17 protein-coding genes are annotated in these 18,583 nt (G+C 59.7%); 10 read left to right on the plus strand and 7 right to left on the minus strand.

Annotated elements, in window-relative coordinates:
• Positions 1–3 precede the first annotated feature (3 nt).
• Positions 4–306 carry a hypothetical protein gene (locus AC1DCM_RS00660; RefSeq protein WP_441437372.1) on the plus strand — a complete coding sequence of 101 codons (303 nt, stop codon included), beginning with the start codon at positions 4–6 and terminating at the stop codon, positions 304–306.
• 824 nt (positions 307–1,130) lie between these two features.
• On the opposite strand, the gene AC1DCM_RS00665 is transcribed toward AC1DCM_RS00660, so the two are convergent.
• Together AC1DCM_RS00665 and AC1DCM_RS00670 are read right to left on the minus strand one after the other, a co-directional pair.
• Positions 1,131–1,499, minus strand: coding sequence for a type II toxin-antitoxin system death-on-curing family toxin (locus AC1DCM_RS00665; RefSeq protein WP_442016917.1), 369 nt, complete (start codon positions 1,497–1,499; stop codon positions 1,131–1,133).
• On the minus strand, positions 1,496–1,696 hold the full coding sequence (locus AC1DCM_RS00670; RefSeq protein ID WP_477516969.1) for a ribbon-helix-helix protein, CopG family: 201 nt from the start codon (positions 1,694–1,696) through the stop codon (positions 1,496–1,498). The genes AC1DCM_RS00665 and AC1DCM_RS00670 overlap by 4 nt, the downstream gene beginning before the upstream one ends.
• 439 nt (positions 1,697–2,135) lie before the next feature.
• Between AC1DCM_RS00670 and AC1DCM_RS00675 the strand changes: the two genes are divergently transcribed.
• The 9 genes from AC1DCM_RS00675 (at position 2,136) to AC1DCM_RS00715 (ending at position 12,286) form a co-directional block, all read left to right on the plus strand.
• The gene (locus tag AC1DCM_RS00675) at positions 2,136–3,302 is read left to right on the plus strand and encodes a DUF4192 domain-containing protein (RefSeq protein WP_442016915.1); all 1,167 of its coding nucleotides are present in this window, start codon (positions 2,136–2,138) and stop codon (positions 3,300–3,302) included.
• Complete coding sequence (locus AC1DCM_RS00680; RefSeq protein ID WP_442016914.1) at positions 3,292–3,864, plus strand: hypothetical protein; 573 nt, start codon at positions 3,292–3,294, stop codon at positions 3,862–3,864. Before AC1DCM_RS00675 ends, AC1DCM_RS00680 begins: the two co-directional genes overlap by 11 nt.
• Positions 3,865–3,895: 31 nt before the next feature.
• Positions 3,896–4,750 carry an IS5 family transposase gene (locus AC1DCM_RS00685; RefSeq protein WP_442016951.1) on the plus strand — a complete coding sequence of 285 codons (855 nt, stop codon included), beginning with the start codon at positions 3,896–3,898 and terminating at the stop codon, positions 4,748–4,750.
• Between the two features lie 400 nt (positions 4,751–5,150).
• A complete protein-coding gene (locus AC1DCM_RS00690) occupies positions 5,151–5,498 on the plus strand; it encodes a beta/gamma crystallin domain-containing protein (protein WP_442016913.1) in 348 nt (115 codons plus the stop codon).
• An 88-nt stretch (positions 5,499–5,586) separates the two neighbouring features.
• Positions 5,587–6,552, plus strand: coding sequence for a hypothetical protein (locus AC1DCM_RS00695; protein ID WP_442016912.1), 966 nt, complete (start codon positions 5,587–5,589; stop codon positions 6,550–6,552).
• 412 nt (positions 6,553–6,964) lie between these two features.
• Complete coding sequence (locus tag AC1DCM_RS00700; RefSeq protein WP_442016911.1) at positions 6,965–7,891, plus strand: hypothetical protein; 927 nt, start codon at positions 6,965–6,967, stop codon at positions 7,889–7,891.
• Complete coding sequence (locus AC1DCM_RS00705) at positions 7,872–8,591, plus strand: ABC transporter ATP-binding protein (RefSeq protein ID WP_442016910.1); 720 nt, start codon at positions 7,872–7,874, stop codon at positions 8,589–8,591. The genes AC1DCM_RS00700 and AC1DCM_RS00705 overlap by 20 nt, the downstream gene beginning before the upstream one ends.
• Before the next feature lie 25 nt (positions 8,592–8,616).
• Positions 8,617–9,867, plus strand: a complete 1,251-nt coding sequence (locus tag AC1DCM_RS00710) for an ABC transporter permease (RefSeq protein ID WP_477517158.1) — start codon at positions 8,617–8,619, stop codon at positions 9,865–9,867.
• A 271-nt stretch (positions 9,868–10,138) separates the two neighbouring features.
• A complete protein-coding gene (locus AC1DCM_RS00715) occupies positions 10,139–12,286 on the plus strand; it encodes an amylo-alpha-1,6-glucosidase (RefSeq protein ID WP_442016908.1) in 2,148 nt (715 codons plus the stop codon).
• A 10-nt stretch (positions 12,287–12,296) separates the two neighbouring features.
• On the opposite strand, the gene AC1DCM_RS00720 is transcribed toward AC1DCM_RS00715, so the two are convergent.
• From AC1DCM_RS00720 to AC1DCM_RS00740, 5 genes are all read right to left on the minus strand, one after another.
• Positions 12,297–13,760, minus strand: coding sequence for an APC family permease (locus AC1DCM_RS00720; RefSeq protein WP_442016907.1), 1,464 nt, complete (start codon positions 13,758–13,760; stop codon positions 12,297–12,299).
• A 32-nt stretch (positions 13,761–13,792) separates the two neighbouring features.
• A complete protein-coding gene (locus tag AC1DCM_RS00725; RefSeq protein WP_442016906.1) occupies positions 13,793–14,512 on the minus strand; it encodes a TetR/AcrR family transcriptional regulator in 720 nt (239 codons plus the stop codon).
• A gap of 583 nt (positions 14,513–15,095) precedes the next feature.
• Positions 15,096–15,290 (minus strand): hypothetical protein, encoded by a 195-nt coding sequence (locus AC1DCM_RS00730; RefSeq protein ID WP_131134404.1) that lies wholly within the window; start codon positions 15,288–15,290, stop codon positions 15,096–15,098.
• A gap of 92 nt (positions 15,291–15,382) precedes the next feature.
• On the minus strand, positions 15,383–15,583 hold the full coding sequence (locus AC1DCM_RS00735; RefSeq protein WP_131134403.1) for a hypothetical protein: 201 nt from the start codon (positions 15,581–15,583) through the stop codon (positions 15,383–15,385).
• A complete protein-coding gene (locus AC1DCM_RS00740) occupies positions 15,584–18,520 on the minus strand; it encodes an FAD-binding and (Fe-S)-binding domain-containing protein (protein ID WP_442016905.1) in 2,937 nt (978 codons plus the stop codon).
• Positions 18,521–18,583 lie beyond the last annotated feature (63 nt).

Raw genomic sequence — 18,583 nt, forward strand, 5'->3', positions numbered from 1 at the left:
CGCGTGCTGTCAATGCTCCCGGTCTCTGTGTCCCGTGGGTACTTCGACGTTGCCCTCATGTCGGCAACCTTGGCGATCATCGGCTACCGCTGCATCCATAAGTTCTCCCACATCGTAGCGGTCCTCAGCGCCGTCGTGTTCGTGATCCTGCTTGTCCGCATTATCACCGACTCGAACCTGGGCGCGGTCGTCGAAACGAACGTCTTCGATGGTGCCGCATTCGTCCTCGGGGTTTCCCTGTCGGCCGAGTTCCAAGGCGAGTCTGAGAAATCAACGCCCCTGACGGTCCCCTCTTCCTTAGCTTGACGACAGGGCACTTATCGGCAGACTGGCCGCTTCCGCACGCTCGGCCGTCAAGCGCGTGATCCGGCAAACCTCCACAGCCCCTGCCAACGACTAAGAGCCCGCGCCGCCCCCCTTGCATTCGTAGTGCCGCATCGACTAAACGGATAAATCCGGCCTGAATGCCCTCGGTCGGCTCAGCGACGGAACCGCGCACGCAATGAAATTCAAGACCGGCGTCATGTCGTCATTGCACGCGCATGCGATGAGCAGAATGTGGGCCGAAGGAGGACTAGGCAAATGGCTGCGAACAGCTACGAAAAAGCGGATTTAAGTGTGGACAATGTACACACCCCCTTTGGCCTGACAAAGCCGTCCCCAGCTAAGGCTCTCCGCTCCGGCAATGAGCCAGAACTGAAGAACTTTGACGCAGGCTCTCGAAGTCATGTCGCGCTCAGTACCCCTACCCATGAAGAGGTGTAGGCCAACCACGACCTACCGAACGAACCAAGAGAGGAACATATAACCCCAGCTCACAGCACGCGGAGGGCCAACCAGCCACGACCCTGAACCCGCTCCCCCACAACAAAACAGGCGAACCGCGGCGCCAGGCACACCCCGCGGTCAATGTCAGAGGGAACTGACCACCTAATTTGTACACACGTTAAAGCAAATACCCCCTCTGACGAGGGGGTATGCCGTGCCCGAGGTGGGACTCGAACGCGATTCCTAGCCTTGTAAACACTGGAAAGTGGGGGAAACCTGCGGAATCCGGGGCAGTTCGGCCGGTGTACGAGCCAGTCCGAAACGGAAGCTGTGGACATTGTCCACAGCTCTTTTTTCGACGTTCAGCGTGGCACCAGATGCTTCGAAATCACGGCCGCCGAATCCCGTAGTTCAACGTCCCCAGCGGCGACGCCCACCACTAGTCTGAAGCCCTCGTCAGTTGTGAAGTCATGGCGGTAGCCGTTGATCCATAACAGCAGCACCATAAGTGTCCAGGCAGTCCGTTTGTTCCCGTCAAGTAGTGGATGGAACCGCGCGACCGACTCAAGTAAGGCGGCCGCCTTCACGGCGAGGTCCGGATAAGCTTCCGCCCCCATTACGGTTGTCGCGGGACGCGCAAGCGCCGAAGCCAACAAGCCGACGTCGCGGATGTGGAAGCCATACCGATCAACAACCTGGAGCGCGTCTTCAATGTCCAGGTAAGCGGTCACGCGTCCTCAAGGCTAGTGAGCAAATCAGCGTCGTGACTCATGACAAAATCCAGACCCTCACTGATCTCGCGCCAGCGCGCACGGCGCTGCAAAACCAACTCGGCGCCCTGCAACAGGAGTGCGGACTTGGAAGTGTGCTCCTCGGCAGCCAACTTCTCCAGCCGACGATCAAGGTCCTCAGGGACACGCAGATTCATAGCCATGAACCAATGGTACCAAAACGGTACCTCGAGCGGCCCTGGGCTAAGAGATCCACCGAGGGAAGTAAAACCGATAACGGCGCATACGTCGGCCCGACCAGCACTTCTTCCTGCAGATCCCTGAATAAAGGGATCCATGAGACTCGGACCCCTCGGTTGCCCACTTTGCGTCCGAGGCCCGTGCGCGCCGCCACGCATCACAGCCGGACCACTGTCCCTCGCGTGGAGCTGTCGACGTGCCATGAAACTTCGACCGTTCACGATCATGATGCAGCAACCATCGATCCCCATGAATACCAGATGCGAATCCGCCGCTCAGCTTTCTGGATATCCCCACGCTGTCGAGGGCCTACTGCTGACACCACGATCGTCGGATTCGAAGGGCCACCACTCCGAATCACGTGAGACAACAGAAAAGGCAAGAGGAGACAGGAAAATGAATGCGCTCACCATCAAGGACCCAGCTGACCTTCTCAGCTTCATCGGCCACACCCTCGGATTCTGGCCACAAGAAAGCCTCGTCTGCATCACCCTCGACAAAGACAAAGTCGGCGCTACCCTCCGCATCGACCTGCCCAAACAACCAGGCTACGAGGTCCATTTCGCCCGCACTGTCGCCGCCTACCTCACATCCGACGAACGAGTCACCGGCATCGTCTTCGCCCTCGACACCACCCAAACCCCAGAGCCAGGCGAAGCAAGACCCCACCGGGCCACCATCGCAGCCCTTACCGGAGTCCTCGCCCACGAAGGCATCACCATCCGCGACGGCATCTACGTCACCGCCACCACCTACTCCCCCTACGACACCCAGCCCGGTGACAACATCGCCATCCCCCTCAGCAGCACCGAATACAGTCAGGTCAACGCCGAGTTCATCTACCGCGGCAGCACCATCGAACCCACGAATCAGGTGACCCTCCCCGCGGCGACCGACCAGCGCGAGTACGCGACCGCCGTCGAACACTACAAACAAACCATCCTCAGTGGAGAGACTACGGCAGCCACCCAGGAAGCCCACCAGCTTTGGATCAGCATGCTCGACAGCAAGGACTACCCCACCGATAAGGACGCCCTGAAGCTCGTCGCGTATTTCCAGTTCCCGCACGTCCGGGACCGGCTCATGGCAGTCATCCCCGGCATCGACGAATTACCCGAACGCATCCTCTTCGCCCAAACCGGAACAGCGCCGGACTGGTCACGCGTCGAATGGGCCAAACAACTCCTCACCAACGCCTACACGCTCATCAGCCCTGAACACGCAGCACCCATCCTCACCACCATCGGCTACATCAACTGGTGGGAAGGCAGAGGATCCAAAGCACACCAATACCTCCAACTCGCCCTCGAAACCGACCCCGGCTACCGCTCCGCACGCCTCACCGACCACATGCTCGGAGCCGGCATCATTGCAGGCTGGAACACCCAACAAGAACACCGCATACAGAAACCGACTAGACATTCCCTGATTGCAGCCCTCGCCAGCCAGCTTGACGGAAGATTCAATTTCGGCATTGAACTCACGAGAGTACAAGTACCTGCGAAGACTCGCCTGGATTGCCGGACGTTTTCGCACATCGGAAGCGTTTTGTATGCTCGGTAGCCTTCGTCCGTGGCGCAGGGCTCCGCTCGCCATCCCGGACGGTGCAGAGCTAACGGCCATCCGCACACCCGGCTTCACCTCGCTCGCCGTGAGCCACACACTCGCAGCTACTCCGGCCCGAGCCGACGGCCCTTATGTACTTGTCTTCGCCACGGGAGTCCAGGCTGCAGAAGCAACACTCGTCCTCGCCGTCTGCGTACTGGTCCGATCCCGAAGCCTGCGCCAGGCCACCGCCGGGCCACCCGCTCCACTCCTGCGGGCTGCTGCGGCATCTGCCCTCGGCGTGGCAAGCATCCGCCGCTGCCTCCGTCGCTCCTTCGGCCTAAGACGCTTTGCGCAGACAGACCCGTCCCGACCGCCCAGGGCTTCGGGATGTACCAAAGCGCCACGCCAGTGGCAAGCTTCCACGCTCAATACCGCGCGCGGCCGTGGCCAAGGCAAGACTTGTCGTACAGGTGCAGAAAACGGACTCATCCGGAACGCTGACTCCGGCAAGCGCACCTTGGGCGTGTCTCCTAAATTCTGGAGTTCTGGTCGGGGAAACTTGATGGGTGTCTCCTAGTTCTGTTTTGACTGATGGGCAGTAGGCCCGCATTCAGCCGTTGCTGCCCTCGTCCGCTGGGCGGCGGGGTCGTCCGTTCCGGGACGACCGCCGGGTGGTGGAGGGCATCATTTACCGGTATCGGTGCGGGATTGCTTGGCGGGACATGCCGGCCGCGTTTGGTCCGTGGCAGACGATTTGGAAGCGTCACCGGCGCTACAGCGGTGACGGTACCTGGGACAGGATCCTGGCCGGGCTGCTGACGGTCGCTGATGCCCGCGGTGAGGTGGACTGGTCGATCTCCGTTGACTCGACGGTGAACCGTGCCCACCAGCATGGACCAACCTTCCCCGCCCCACAGGGGGCCTGTTCGAATTACATGAATCTGTTTGATAAGCCGGACGATCATGCGATTGGCCGTTCCCGCGGTGGTTTGAGTACCAAAATAAACGCCATCGTCGACGGTAAGGGCAGGCCGTTGGTGCTGCTGGTCGCTCCCGGGCAGGGCGGAGATGCGCCGATGTTTCCTCACTTGACGGAGCAGTTGAAGATCAACCGTGTCGGTCCGGGCAGGCCTCGAACTCGCCCGGACCGTGTCCGCGGTGACAAGGCCTACTCATCCAAGGCGATCCGGACACACCTGCGCGACCGCGGCATCGTGGCGGTCATCCCGCAACCGTCCGACCAGATCGGCCATCGAAAACGACGTGGATCCACCGGCGGCCGACCACCGGCTTTCAACAAGGAGGACTACAAGGGCCGCAACGTCGTCGAACGGAACTTCAACACCTACAAGCAGTGGCGCGCACTGGCAACACGCTACGACAAACTCGCCCTGACCTACCGCGGCGGAGCCGTCCTCCGGGCCGCCAGCATCTGGCTGACCGCTTTAGGAGACACACCCTAACGCTCAGAGTGCAATGACATGCCAAGTTCTCGAATCGGATGTCAATCGCAGGTGGCCCCTCCAATCGAGATAAGCACTGTAGCTACGCAGGCTCCTCGCTATGCCAGCGCTGCGAAGGTAGGACTCGAGTCGAACGGTATTCACGTGATCATCTCCCGTGCCAGTTCACAGCCTGAGAAATGCCGCCGGACAATAACACAAGTATTAGAAACATTCATGTCAAACAGCGCCCGCTGACCGTGCTTACTTAGAGTTTCCCCTCTAGAAAAATGTAGTATGTTAGTACTGGTTTGCACTTGATGCGAACGAATCCCTTTGGGGGGGAGAGTTCTTCAGCTTTATAAAGAACACTGCAAGGGAGCGGACCTAATGTTAATTAGTCCAAAATGATCGGTTGATTATGAAAATCAGTAGAACCTTTAAAACACTCGGGGCAGGGCTAGCAGTTGCCGCTTCCGCCGTATTGTTCACCGCACCCGGCGCTCAGGCGGCCAACATGGTGACGCCGTGCAACAGCAACGCGTACTACCAAACCATTAAGACCAATGGCGAAGCGTTCTGCTTTGCCAACTATGGCGATGTGTACGTGACAGTGCTGAACACGATCACCCTCTCAACGGGAAACAACTCGGGCATGGTGACGTACAAGTCGAGCATTACACCCGAGACCACCTCACCGCTGCGTCCCAAATGGTGGCGCGGTAGTTTTGGTGGAGCAGTGAACGTCATCACCGTTCACATCCGCTAGAGGCAAGTTCCCGGGCGATGCCTAATGGCATCGCCCGGAACCAACTAGTTTCACCAGACAATGCCGGAAGGTTGTCTCCTAAATTCTCATGAAGCTCAGCAACATTCTTAAGACTTCAGTCACCATTTCTGTACTTGGACTGGCAGCCTGCTCCAGTCCCCCGAACGTCACAGCATCCAGCACACCCCAGGCAAGTAGGCCCTACAGCCCCCCTTCGACGAGTGTCGATAAAAATGATCCCTATAACGGTTATCTAAGCAAGGAACTGCTGAACATAAACTCGTCTCTTACTGAACTGCAATTCAAGTGCTATGCATCAAATGGTTACCCTGAATTCCTTGAGGTTCTTCCGGATCAGAAAGCCGATGATTTCCGGACGTTGGCTGAGACGCCTGACTTTTCCTCCACGTTCAACTCGTACGGCGAAGTGCCGTGGCGTACTTCCGCTGAAGAAGCCAGAATGCGCGGGTTTGGACACGATCTGACGCCACTCGTTCGCTCAGTAGTAGTCATGGATGGAGCATTCTCTGCTGTCCAACAGGATTGCCATGGCTGGGCTGTGAAGAAGATCGGCGGAGACGCGTCCTTGATCCGCAACTACACTGCTCTCGGCAACACACTCGCGAGTGAGCTCAACGCTGCTGCAGAAAAGATAAGGCCCGCCCTCAACGATCGCGTTTTTGCCTGCATGTCCGAAAAAGGAACACCTGTCGACAAGGACGGACCCAACAAGAACCCTGTCTGGCAGGTCGATTTTCAGATTCCAACTGGTAACGCGTCCGAACCTCCTTGGCCTGATCTGACTAAGGGCGGCAGCGTAGTCATCAACCCGGGGCGTCCCGGCACAGCGTACATGCCTACTTCTGAGGAGTCACGGGCCGCTGAGGTGATGTACCAGTGCTCCGTGGATATAGGGGCACAGCGTGAGTGGCAGCGAACTCTGACGGATGCCAAAGCTTCGGCAATAGCTGCCCAGGAAGGGCAATTGTCCGAATTGAACCCTTTGATTAGAGAGCTAGCAAAATCGGCCGCAGCGGCAACTCAACAGAGTTAGCGCGTAGGTTGGCCATATCAGCAGCACTGGCAGCTGTGCCGGGGTTGTACGTCTGGAGTAGTACATGAGCACCAATGAGCCCGAGTTTGAATCACTTGATTCGACCACTGACAGCAGGAACGGTTCGCCGCGCCCCAACGCGCCAAAAGATAGTCGTCGTCGGGCTATTCTTTGGATGGGTATCAGTGGACTGCTTGTAGCTCTGCTGGTTGTGGTGGCACTGATCGCATTGCCGCTGCTCAAGTCGCCGGCTCAGATAGCTGGTGATGCCTCGCCACCACCTGCGGAACCTGTCACGGCAGTCGTGGAAAAGCGATCCTTGACCTCGCAGGTTGTCATGCGTGGCGTTGTGTCGCCGGGCCCGAGTTTCGCATTTAAGCCTTCAGATGCACTGATCGCTAAGGCTCCTGTCGTGACGGCAACTCCGCTCAGCATCGGAAGCCGATTCGGCGTCGGCGCTGTAGTTCTTGAAACTAATGGTGAGCCACTCATCGCAATGAACTGGCCGTTTCCGGCCTATCGCGACATCGAAGCAGGCAATACTGGGCCAGACGTAGCGCAGCTACAGCTTTCCCTCGCAGCCCTTGGTTATTCAACTAGCCAAAATTCAGTGTTTGACGCTGCGACGCAAGCAGGTCTTACTAGGCTCTATGCAGACCTAGGCTACGAAGTTCCAAGAAAAGCGCCCACCTTCAGCACCGGTCTTTCTGATGAAGGACCAGCGACTGGAAGTGGTTCATCGGTTAGAGAGGTCGCTTACCTCCCCGCTCGGAATATTGCCACTGTTCCAAAATCCGAGAATGTCCTTACGAGCCTCACGGTCAGCATCGGATCCAAGATCATTGCAGCAGACGCGCCCCTAATGACACTGGACGGTGGAAGCAATATCGTGACCGCTTCGACCTCACCCGAACGAGCCGCCACCCTCAAAGTTGGCGACAAGGCACAACTCACCAGCATCGACGGCGGCACGGTGATCGACATGGAAGTCCAGTCGATGGGAACGGAACCTGGCGAAATAGCGGGACTGGGAACCGGTGTACGGATAGACCTAAGGTTTCTCGACAGTTCATCGATACCGCCAGTAGGCGCAGCTGGATCAACCCAAAAAGTAGCTGTAACGACAGGCGGTGAGCTGCAACCCGTTCTGGTAATCCCCATCACTGCCGTCTACTCCAACGCCAATGGGACCAGTTACGTTATCCCTGCCACCAGACCCGACGAAACCATAGAGGTCAGCGTGGGTACAAACGTGGACGGATGGGTCAAGGTCACCCCAACAGACCCCTCGCAGTTAGGTGAAGGAGACCGAGTCATAGTTGGAAGATCCTTTGAATAGGGGTAAAACAGACGTCCCACTCATCGAGCTGACCGACCTGTCCAAAACATACCCTGGCGTCGTGCCTGTAGTGGCACTTAGCCCCACCCGTCTCCGCATCTACGAGGGAGACCAGATAGCAATCGTCGGGCCGTCAGGATCTGGGAAGTCGACGCTACTCAACATGCTGGGTTTACTAGACGCTCCGACGGTGGGGAGCTACAAGCTGCAGGGCGTCGAGGTGGCAGTTGAAGACGATCTCATTCGGGGAACAGTTCGGGGACAGAGGTTCGGATTTGTATTTCAGGCATTCCACCTCCTAGCAGGACGCACGCTCGCTGAGAACGTCGAGCTAGGGATGGTGTACGCGAACGTTAAACCGAAAGAGCGTGTAGATCGGGCTACTAGGGCTTTGGAACGTTTGGGACTCGGACACCGAGCACATGCCGACCCGAGGCACCTTTCCGGCGGTGAACGGCAACGAGCGGCAATTGCACGAGCCATCGCCATGGAACCACGCGTTCTGTTCTGCGACGAGCCCACAGGCAATCTAGACAGCAAGAACACAAGACTGGTGATGGACCTCCTAGACGGGTTAAACGAATCAGGGCTCACCGTCGTCATGGTGACGCACGACCAGCATCTAGCGCAGCAAATGAAGCGTTGCATCACCGTCCAGGACGGAGTCATCAACGAAAATGAGTCTCTTCAACATGTCTAACCGGCGCTCACGAAACCCACTTGCCATGCGGAAATCACGGCGGCTTCGGGCAGCAAGCCTGGGCTTGAGACCGACACGTCTGACCTTGCGGGATCTCATAGTCGAATCTTGGCGTTCTGTAAGCCGCAACTATTCGAGATCGCTCCTCACGGCAGTCGGCACCCTACTTGGCTGCGCCGCCTTCGTTGCGACGCTCGGAATCACAGGTACGGCGAGCAACCAGGTTTCTACAGCATTTGACGTCAGACGTGCCACCGAGGTTACAGTCGTGGCCGACACTGCAGCCGGTTCCAAGGACGAAAGCGTCCAGCAAGCGGACACTTGGTTCTCGCCATCGGCCGTGACTGAAATTCGCAACCTTAGCGGCGTGGAACACGCGGGCAGGATCATGTCAGCGAGTGCCATCGACGTCAATCGATTTTTCGTAGAACAGAGTCAGCCTGTCCCTGTGGAAATGTACGGTATGGATGAAGGCTCCCTTGCTGCGGTCGCTCCCCACGTGCTGATGGGGCGGCTCTTCGATTCCGGGCATGAATCGAGAGCTGATCCGGTGATCATGCTCTCTAAGTCCCTCGCTCAGAAGATCGGCGTCACGCAAACAGGAGCCGCTGTATTCATCAACGACCTCGGATACACAGTCATTGGTATCTACAGCGACACAGAGAGAATTCCAGCTCTTGCCGGCGGAGCAATCATTCCGGTTTCCAGCTTCCAAAAAAACGCCGTCTCCGGGGACCAAGTCCCGAAACGTCAAATACTAATCGAAACCGTCGCTGGGGCTGCTGCCCAAGTTGGAGAACAGGTCCCTTACGCGGTAACTCCGAACAACCCTAAACTTCTGCAAATTGCAGCCCCACCGGACCCCAAGACACTCCGGCAGGAGATTGAAGGGAGTGTGACTCAACTCAGCCTGATGGTCAGCCTGATCACGCTCGCAATCGGAGCCGTATCTATCGCTAACGCAACTGCCGCAAGCGTGGTTCTTCGAACTCCCGAAATTGGTTTGCGGCGAGCCCTCGGTGCGCGTAGGGGTGATATCTTCATGCAGCTTTTAGGGGAAACAGTGGCCCTAGGCACGTTCGGCGGGCTCATAGGCTCGGCCCTTGGACTGATCACTACTATCGTTGTTTCGGCAATTAATCGATGGGTCCCCGTCTTAGATCCCGTTACTCTTCTGTTGTCCGTAGCCGCAGGAACGACGGCTGGTGTGCTCGCAGGCGCCTGGCCTGCGGCCAAAGCCACAACGATCAGCCCAGCCCAAGCACTGGCTCGCTAAAGCAGGAAGCGGACATCGATATCAGACATCGCTCTTGGACGAGCTACCAAACGCGAAACCCCGTACTGTCTGGGGGCGCCTAGAGGTTCGACCGAACATCATCGGCCCCGGAGACTGACTCACCAAACCCGTACTGTGAGCCGGCTGAAGGCTAGTACCCACGCGACGACAAGCGTAGCGTCAGAAATACTGACGACGAGGCATCAGATGGCACTGTGACGGTGAGCATCCGTGAACGACCACTCCGATGTCGATCCTCAAAGGAGCCGCAATGGCTGGGTGGAATGCTGACACGGCGGCCGGAGCATTGGGCGCGGCCGTCACGCTGGTGGAAGGATCCAACTTCTGCATCTCGTTAACCAATGGGGACATAGTTCCGGGCCTTCCGCATGGCGTTTTCTACGAAGACACACGCATCCTGTCTTGTTGGAAGCTTTCGGTGAACGGACAACCCGTTGAGGCGCTTGCAGCGGACGTCAAACAGCCTTACCGGGTTCTCTTTGCAGGTCGAGTGGCACGCCGGGACGGGAGGGCAGACAGCCCGCTGGTCGTGGAACGACTACGGGAAGTGGGCACTGGCATCACCGAGCAGATCACCGTCCGGAATTACTCTGGACTGCCCGCGGAGTGTGTCATCGCGCTGACGGTTGAGTCGGATTTTGCGGACCTCTTCGAAGTCAAGGAGGCGCACGTGCAGCGAACCTGGCAGGAAACCCGGCAAGTGGAGGCCCACTCGCTGATCATCCGGGCAACATGGCAGGACATTACCAAGGGCGTCAATATCGACGGCGGCCCCGCCGCAGTGGTGACGCCCAAGGCCGTGACGTACCGGACGACCGTTCCTCCGCACGGACACTGGAACGCGCGGCTTAGGGTGGCGCCGTGGGGCGTGGAAGACATTCTGCCCCGTGTTCACTCCGGCAAAGACGCCCTTTCGCCACGCGACCGTCGGCGGCAGGAGTGGGTGGCCAAAATCCCCCTGGTGCACATGGGCAATCGGTCCATCGAACGAACGCTGCGGCGCAGCTATGAAGACTTGGGGGCATTGCGGATCGAGGACCCGAAGCATCCCGAGCGCGTGGTAGTTGCTGCAGGGGCGCCGTGGTTCATGGCACTCTTCGGCCGGGACTCTCTCTGGGCCTCGACAATGGCACTTCCGGTTGATCCCTCCTTGGCACTGGGTACGTTACAAACGCTAGCGGACCTGCAAGGCAGTGTCGTAGATCCCCTGAGCGAGGAAGAACCCGGAAAGATCCTCCACGAGGTACGTCTGGACGTATCCAGTGGCCTTGCCCTTGGCGGAAAGTCGGCGTACTACGGGAGCGTCGATGCTACGCCGCTATTTCTGATGGTATTGGGCGAAGTCAGCCGATGGGGTTTCGCTAAAGAGACCATCGCTGACCTGCAGCCCCATGCGGACCGCGCCATGGACTGGATCTGGAATTACGGCGACAGAGATGGAGACGGCTTCGTCGAATACGCCCGCCTTAACGATAGAGGCCTCATCAACCAAGGATGGAAAGACTCATGGGACGGCATTAACTTCGCCGACGGAACGCTAGCCGAAGCCCCAATAGCGCTGAGCGAGGTGCAGGGCTATGTTTACAGCGCATGTTTAGCATCGGCTTGGATGGCGCACGAGGTCGGCGACGAGGCCAAAGCGGCCCAACTCCGCGCCCGCGCTGTACGCCTGAAGCAGCAGTTTAATGAACTGTTTTGGTTGCCGGAAAAGGGCTACTTCGCAATCGCCCTGGACCGCTACAAGCGTCCGGTCGATGCCTGCGCCTCCAACATGGGACACTGTCTGGCCACCGGCATTGTCGACGACGACAAGGCACCGCGCGTAGTAGAGCACCTCATGTCTGATCGAATGTTCAGCGGCTGGGGAGTGCGTACCCTGGCTGACGACATGGACGCCTATAACCCCGTCAGCTACCACAACGGATCTGTCTGGCCGCACGACAACGCCATTATCCAGGTAGGCCTTATGCGGTATGGCTTCGTGGAGGAAGCGCAACGTATCTCGACGGCGTTGCTGGAGGCTGCAGAGTTCTCCGATGGCCGGCTGCCGGAATTGTTCTGTGGCTTCAGTCGGGAGGCGTTCTCAGCTCCCGTGCCCTACCCCACTGCCTGCTCGCCACAGGCGTGGGCCGCCACTGCACCCATCATGCTGGTGTCCACTCTCATGCGCTACGATCCCGACGTATCCCAGGGCGGCATCTGGATGGACCCTGTCCTTCCAGAAAGTTACGGCGATTTGCACATCGCCAACGCGCCGATCGGTGAGGGCAGGATCAATATCAAAATATCCGGCTCATCGGTTTCCGTAGACGGGCTGCCAAAGGGAATGGTCTTCCACCGCGGATACCTGCCATGGGTAGGCGATCTCATGGAAGGTGACCCGGACCGGCGCCTATAGGGAGTTCGAATCAGTCGATCCTTTGGCGACCCAAGCGCGCGTAAATGTCGGGCCGCTTTGTCCGCAGGAAGAAGGCGTAGACGATGCCGCCGAAGAAAAGCGCGAAGGTGAAAGTCATGAAGATGGCCGTCATAACCGTTGAGCCGCCAATGAGCTCCGGGTAGTTGGCAATAGCCAGATAGGTGATAGCGCCCAGGAACAGCACGCTGATGAAAGGTGCGATGACCGTCTTCCAGATTGATTCCGGAGCGAAGCCGCGGCGACGGATAAAGTACACCAGGACAGCGAAGCTTGTGATGAACATCAGGAGCAGCACGGCGAAGGTTCCGCTACCGCTGGCGATCGGATACAGCACCTCCGGAGCCACCCCGACGACTGCAAACAGCACGATTGCTACCGCCCACACAATACCTACGGCCAGTGCCGAGGCGTACGGCGACTTGTGCCTGGGATGCACCCGGCCTAGGAAAGAAGGCAAGGCGTGGTCCGAGGCCAGCGCGAAGCTGTACCGTGCAGCGATGTTCTGGATCGACAGCATGCAAGCCAAGACGGACGTGATGAGCAGAACGACGGCGACGTCGGCGAAGATCCTGCCCACGAGGCCGACGAGTGCGTCATTGAAGAAATTCACCGTGTTGTTCTCTGCCTCGGCCTGGATCTTGTCCGCACCGAAGAAGGCGATGAAGGCCCACGCTGCCACTGCATAGAAGATGCCGATGCCAGCCACGGCCAGATACGTGGCGCGAGAGATGGTCTTGTCCGGGTTCTTGACCTCGTCCCGGTAGATAACGGTGGCTTCGAACCCGAAGAAATTGCCAACGGCGAAAAGCAGTGCCAGGCCAAGGGTTGCGTCAGTGATGGACGGCAGAGCGAACCCTGCACTCTGCACTGCCCCTAGTCCGTTGGCCGAGAACGAAACGACGTCGAACACGACAATGATCGCCACTTCAAGCAGCATCACAATGGTCAGCAGCTTGGCCGACAGATCGATGCGGTTGTAGGCCAGCACAGTAGTTACGGCAGTAATGGCCAGCGCATACCAGTACCAAGGGATGTCTGGACCGCCAAGGGTATTAAGAACGAATCCCTGAAGCGTCACCCCGAAGAATGATGGCGCAAAGAATCCGATGAAAATGTAGCCAAACAGTGCCAGGAAAGCGCCCCCGAGGCCGGCCGGCTTGCCCAGTCCAGCTGTGACAAAGGAGTAGAAGCCACCCTGGCCTTTGACGGTCCGGCTCATCTTGACAAATCCCACCGAGAAGATCAGCAGCATGAGCGTCACGAGCAAGTAGATGGCCGGTGCAGTTTGCCCGCTGAACATGAGCAGGACCGGCAGCGTTCCGGCCACCGTGGCCAGGGGCGAAGAGAAAGCGAGCACGTTCATCACGAGTTCGCCCACTCCCATGTTGCCGCTGAGCCGGTTCTCCTGGGTCTGACGCGACACCTTTGGTGCGTCAAGAGTGGTGTTATTCATGTAATCCTCGTCACTAAATATTGAGTTCTGAATCACAGTATCGACGGGGCAAGGGAGGGCGTTGTGTCATGTTGGGACAGCCCGGCTATGCCCCCCAACGGGCTTGGGGTCCCCGCCTCAAGCAAGGAACGGCTGAGGGCCACCCCGTGGTCCGCCAGGCTTTCCAGATGAGCCACCGTGCCGTCCCAAGCGGACCAGTGAGCGGCCCCGTCGAGCAGCGTAAAAATGGCTTGGATTGTTTGCCGCGTGACCGCGAGTCCCATCTCTTCGGCCGCAGCGGTATACATCTCCTCGTGCAGGCTCTGCCAAAAGGCCAGCTCTTCACGCAGTCCTTGACCAAGGAACCCTGCCACCTTGTCCGAAGCAACCAGTAGATTCCAAAGATCAGCCTCGGGCGTGCTCACTTGCTGGGCGACATGGAAACGGACAAGGGCCGCCCAGTAGTCTCCCGCACACGAAGCTTCCTGCACTGCATCAAGGAGGTCACGGGCGAATCCGTGGGTGAACCACAGGAGCGATTCGGCCACGATCTGGTCCTTGCCCTGCGGAAAGCTGGAATAGAGGCTTGGCGCCTTCAGGCCCAACTCGCGGCCCAGCGTACGCATGCTCACTGAGTTGTAACCGTTGGCGGCAGCCAGCCGGAGGAAAGCTACGAGGATCCGCCTCCTGGCGGGCGTCTGTGCCGACCAGTCGCGTTTGGACAGGAATTCCCGGACAGGAGCGTTCGCCTGCTCACGCGGAGATGGACTCATTTCATCCTCAAAAGGGTCGTAACGGAATGAGTCTAACTAACAGTCGTTAGGTTGAGAAGACCTAAACCACACAGAGTCACCTCTACCGATGAGACAGTCAGCAAAACACTCCCGTACTCGGCCCACCACGAGGTCGTCCGTGTACCCGTCGCAGCTGGTGAGAGTGACGCCGAGGACAGAAAGGGTAAGGGAGCCCTGAGGGACCGCTTTGATCCGTCTGCCGGCGTAGGCCATTTGGTGCCAATGCCTCCCCCACGGAATCTCTATCAGGGCGGAGGCCGCGGGTGCAGCGAACGACCTGACGGTGTGCTTGGTCCTGCACAGGCGCCTGATCATAGTTCGCGGTGGCATATCGAGGAGCAGGCAAGCCGTAGCCAGGTCTGGCCCCGCGAAACCGCCGAAGTCGACAGGCAACACGTAGGACGTTGGCGAGGCCTCCCAGGCCCCGGACGCCGCTTGCGGCGAAACTGCCCTGACCGCGGATCCACGAATGCCCAACTCTGCCTCCTGGCGTAAAGGAAGCGGGCCGTAGCGCTTGGACACAGTGCCAGGAACAAACGCTACGGACCCGCGGCTTGAGGGGCTAGGTGCCCGGCGTTGGCCACGGCGAGGCGTCGCTGTCGCGGCCTCCTGCCATGTCTTGGAGGAGACGGTGAACGAGTTTCCCGGAGCGCTTCAGCTGAAGGTCGGTCCGTTCACCGAGATCGGTTTCATTGAAGTGTGCCGATGCCCGCAACCATTCAACATGCCGTCCCTGCGCGAGCTTCCTGTTCATCATCGAGATCAACTCTCAAAAGTAATGGGGCTATTGGGTCACTTCCAGCATCTGTCACGGGACCCCGAAGCAACCGTGTCAGTTTGAGACACGGCTCAACCGTCTACGCTGATGCCCACAGCGAAGATAAAGACCCCGCTGGCAGCCACCAGGAAAGCAGCAGCTCCCAAGGGAACAGCGTGGACGCCACGGAAGCTGGCCGTTACCCGGGGCCCGCGGGACGGTCCGGCTAAATGCCCGCCTGCCAAACGCAACCCCGCCGCCACCAGAATGAGGAAAATGCCGAGATACGCCACCTAGTTCTCCGTCCATCGGGCACTCAGGGGATCCAAGGCAATCGCCAGATGCTTGCTGGAGCGTTCCGGATCAATTTGCGATACCTGCATGGCACAGCTGAAACCGTCGGTGAGGACAAGCCCGTCGCTGCTCTCCAGCGCCGGCGCAATGGAGTGATCGGCCACCTTCATGGACATGTCGAAGTGCTCGGCCTCAAAGCCAAAGTTTCCGGCCACTCCACAGCACGAGGACGACTCCACAATGTTGGGTACTCCCCACGCCTCCAGGACCCGTTTTTGTGCGCCCGAACCGAAGACCGCATGCTCGTGACAATGGGTTTGCAGTACAGCGGTTTTGGGGGGAACGGCGGACGGCTTCCAGCCACGTTTGATAGCCTCATCGACAGCCACGGAGAACGAGCGGATCCGGGCAGCCACGCGCGCGGCTGCTGCACCGCCCACCATCTTGGGACCTTCGTCCCGGATGGCCGCCGCGCAGCTGGGTTCCAGCACCACGATATCGCGATCCGTGCCGTCGTCGAGCCTGCTGATCAACCGGGCCAGCCGGCGTCGCGCTCCCCCGCGTTGACCCGTGGAGATCCACGTCAGTCCGCAGCAGGCGTCGGGTGTGCAGCCCACAGAACTGCCCGATGCGCGCAGCACCCGGGCTGCGGCCGGGACCACTTCGGGCCGGAAGGCCCGGGTGAAGCTGTCGATAAAGAGCAGAACGTCTGCGTCGTCCGTAAATACGGCCTCGTCCACCCGCCGCCGGATACGGCCCGACACCGCAAAGGCCGGGAGCCGCCGTCGTGCGCTAATGCCCAACTTTTCGCCCACCCACCGAAACGGCCGGAAGCCGGTCCCCGCGTTGGCGATAGGCGCAATGCGCGTCAAAAGTGGTAGCCACCGCGGCAGCCAACCGATCGAATAATGCGTAAAGGGTCGGATCTTCCCGCGATAGTGCTCATCCACCAGTTCCGACTTGGCCTCTGCGATATCTACCCCGGTGGGGCAGTCAGCCGAGCAGGCCTTGCAGGACAGACACAAATCCAGGGCTTCCCGGACCTCCGGGTTTGACCAGCCGTCGTGGCTGGTGCCTTTGGTGCGGGTAAGTTCCTGGAGGACTCTTGCCCGGCCTCGCGTGGAGTCCTTCTCGTCCTTGGTGGCACGGTAGCTGGGACACATGAAGCCGCCGGTGGTCGCACGGCAGCGCCCAACCCCGATGCACGCGTGGGTATTGCCTACGAACGGGCTCACCACCGGCAGCAGGTTGCGGCCAGCTAAAGAAGGTACGACGTCGGCACCCAGCACTGCGGCCGGCTCACCGTGCGCTGGACCCGGCTCGGGCGCGCCGTCAAGAGCCAGCGAAGCAGCGAAGGGCTCGGGGTCCACGATGATTCCAGGGTTGAGGACTCCGGCAGGATCCCAGAGGTGTTTGAACGCCTTGAAGGTGGCCAGCATCGTGGGCGAATACATCACGTCCAGCAGTTCGCTGCGTGCCCGGCCGTCGCCATGTTCCCCCGAAAGCGAGCCGCCGTGGGCCACCACGAGTGCCGCTGCTTCGCGGGTGAAGTTCTCGAAAGCCTCCCGCCCGGTGTCGCTTCGGAGGTCGTAGTCCAGGCGCATGTGCACGCAACCTGCTCCGAAATGCCCGTACATAAAGGCCGTGTAGCCGTACTTCTCCACGAGGGGCAGCAGTTCCGCGAGGTAATCGGCCAAACGCCCGGGAGCGACGGCTGAATCCTCCCATCCGGGCCAGGTCTGGACTCCGTCGATCCTGCGCGAGGAAAGTCCGGCGCCGTCTTCCCGGACCCGCCAGAGTTTGGCTCGTTCGCCCGGCTGGGTGACGATCGCATGGTCTACAACGCGGCCATCGGCGTTGAGTTTCTCCAACAGTTGTTCACAATCGGAGGCCGCCTGTTCCATGGTGTCCCCAGGAAATTCAACCATCAGGAACGCTTTACCCTGCGGGAGGGAGTCGACGCTCGCGGCACCCCGTCGGTGGCGCATGATGTCCACGATCGATGCGTCCAGCCCCTCGATGGCACTCGGCTTGGCAGCGAGGATGGTCATCACATCGCGTGCCGAATCGATGGTGTTCGCGTAGCCAAGGCACAGGAGTGCCGTGGTCCGGGGCTTCGGCACCATTCCCACTTTGGCCCGAACCACCAGGGCGCACGTTCCTTCGCTGCCTGCCAAGGCGGCCGGGACATCCAGGCCGTGCTCGGGCAGGAGGTGTCCCAAGTGGTAGCCGGACACCTGCCGGGGAGTGTTTCCCAGCTCAACCCGCAACGAGGCCAGGTTGGCTTGGGCCAACTCCTTAAGGCCTGCCAGCAGTTCCGCGGCCCGGACAACAGAGTGCTGGTCACCCGTGTCCACGGCCCGGATGAAGCCGCGTCCCGCATGCAAGTGCGCTCCGTCGGCCGTAATCACTTCCACTTCCTGCACATGCTGGGTCATTCGTCCGTAGGCCACCGAGTGGTTACCGCAGGCGTCGTTGCCGATAGAGCCGCCGATGGTGGCACGGGTCATGGAAGAAGGGTCCGGAGCGAAGGTCAGCTCGCCGCCACTCGCCTTCTCTACGTAGGAGCGCAGCTCACCAAGGACCACGCCGGCGTCCGACCAAATCGCCCCCTTACTCTCGTCGAACGCGTCCACGTTCGTCAAGCGGCGCGAGAGGTCGATCACCAAAGACTCACCGATGGCGTTTCCCGCCATGGACGTTCCACCGCCGCGCGGGGTGATGGGGACGCCCAGGGCGGAACATTCGCGCACCACTTTCCTGACGTCGTCGACGCTGGCCGGAAAGACGACGGCGGCAGGCCGGACACGGTAGTTGGACGCATCGTAGGAGTACTCGGAGAGCCGTCGCGGAGAGTTATCCACCTCGATGCCTTGCCCGCGCAACACGGCCAGCACCTGCCCAACTTTCGTGTCTCCATCGTCACTATGGGGCATGTTCGCCTTCTCCAATTCGTAGTGGTCCGCTGGAATTTTAGGCAGGTGGTTACCCTGCCGGAG

The organism is Paenarthrobacter sp. 10N417, assembly GCF_056394745.1.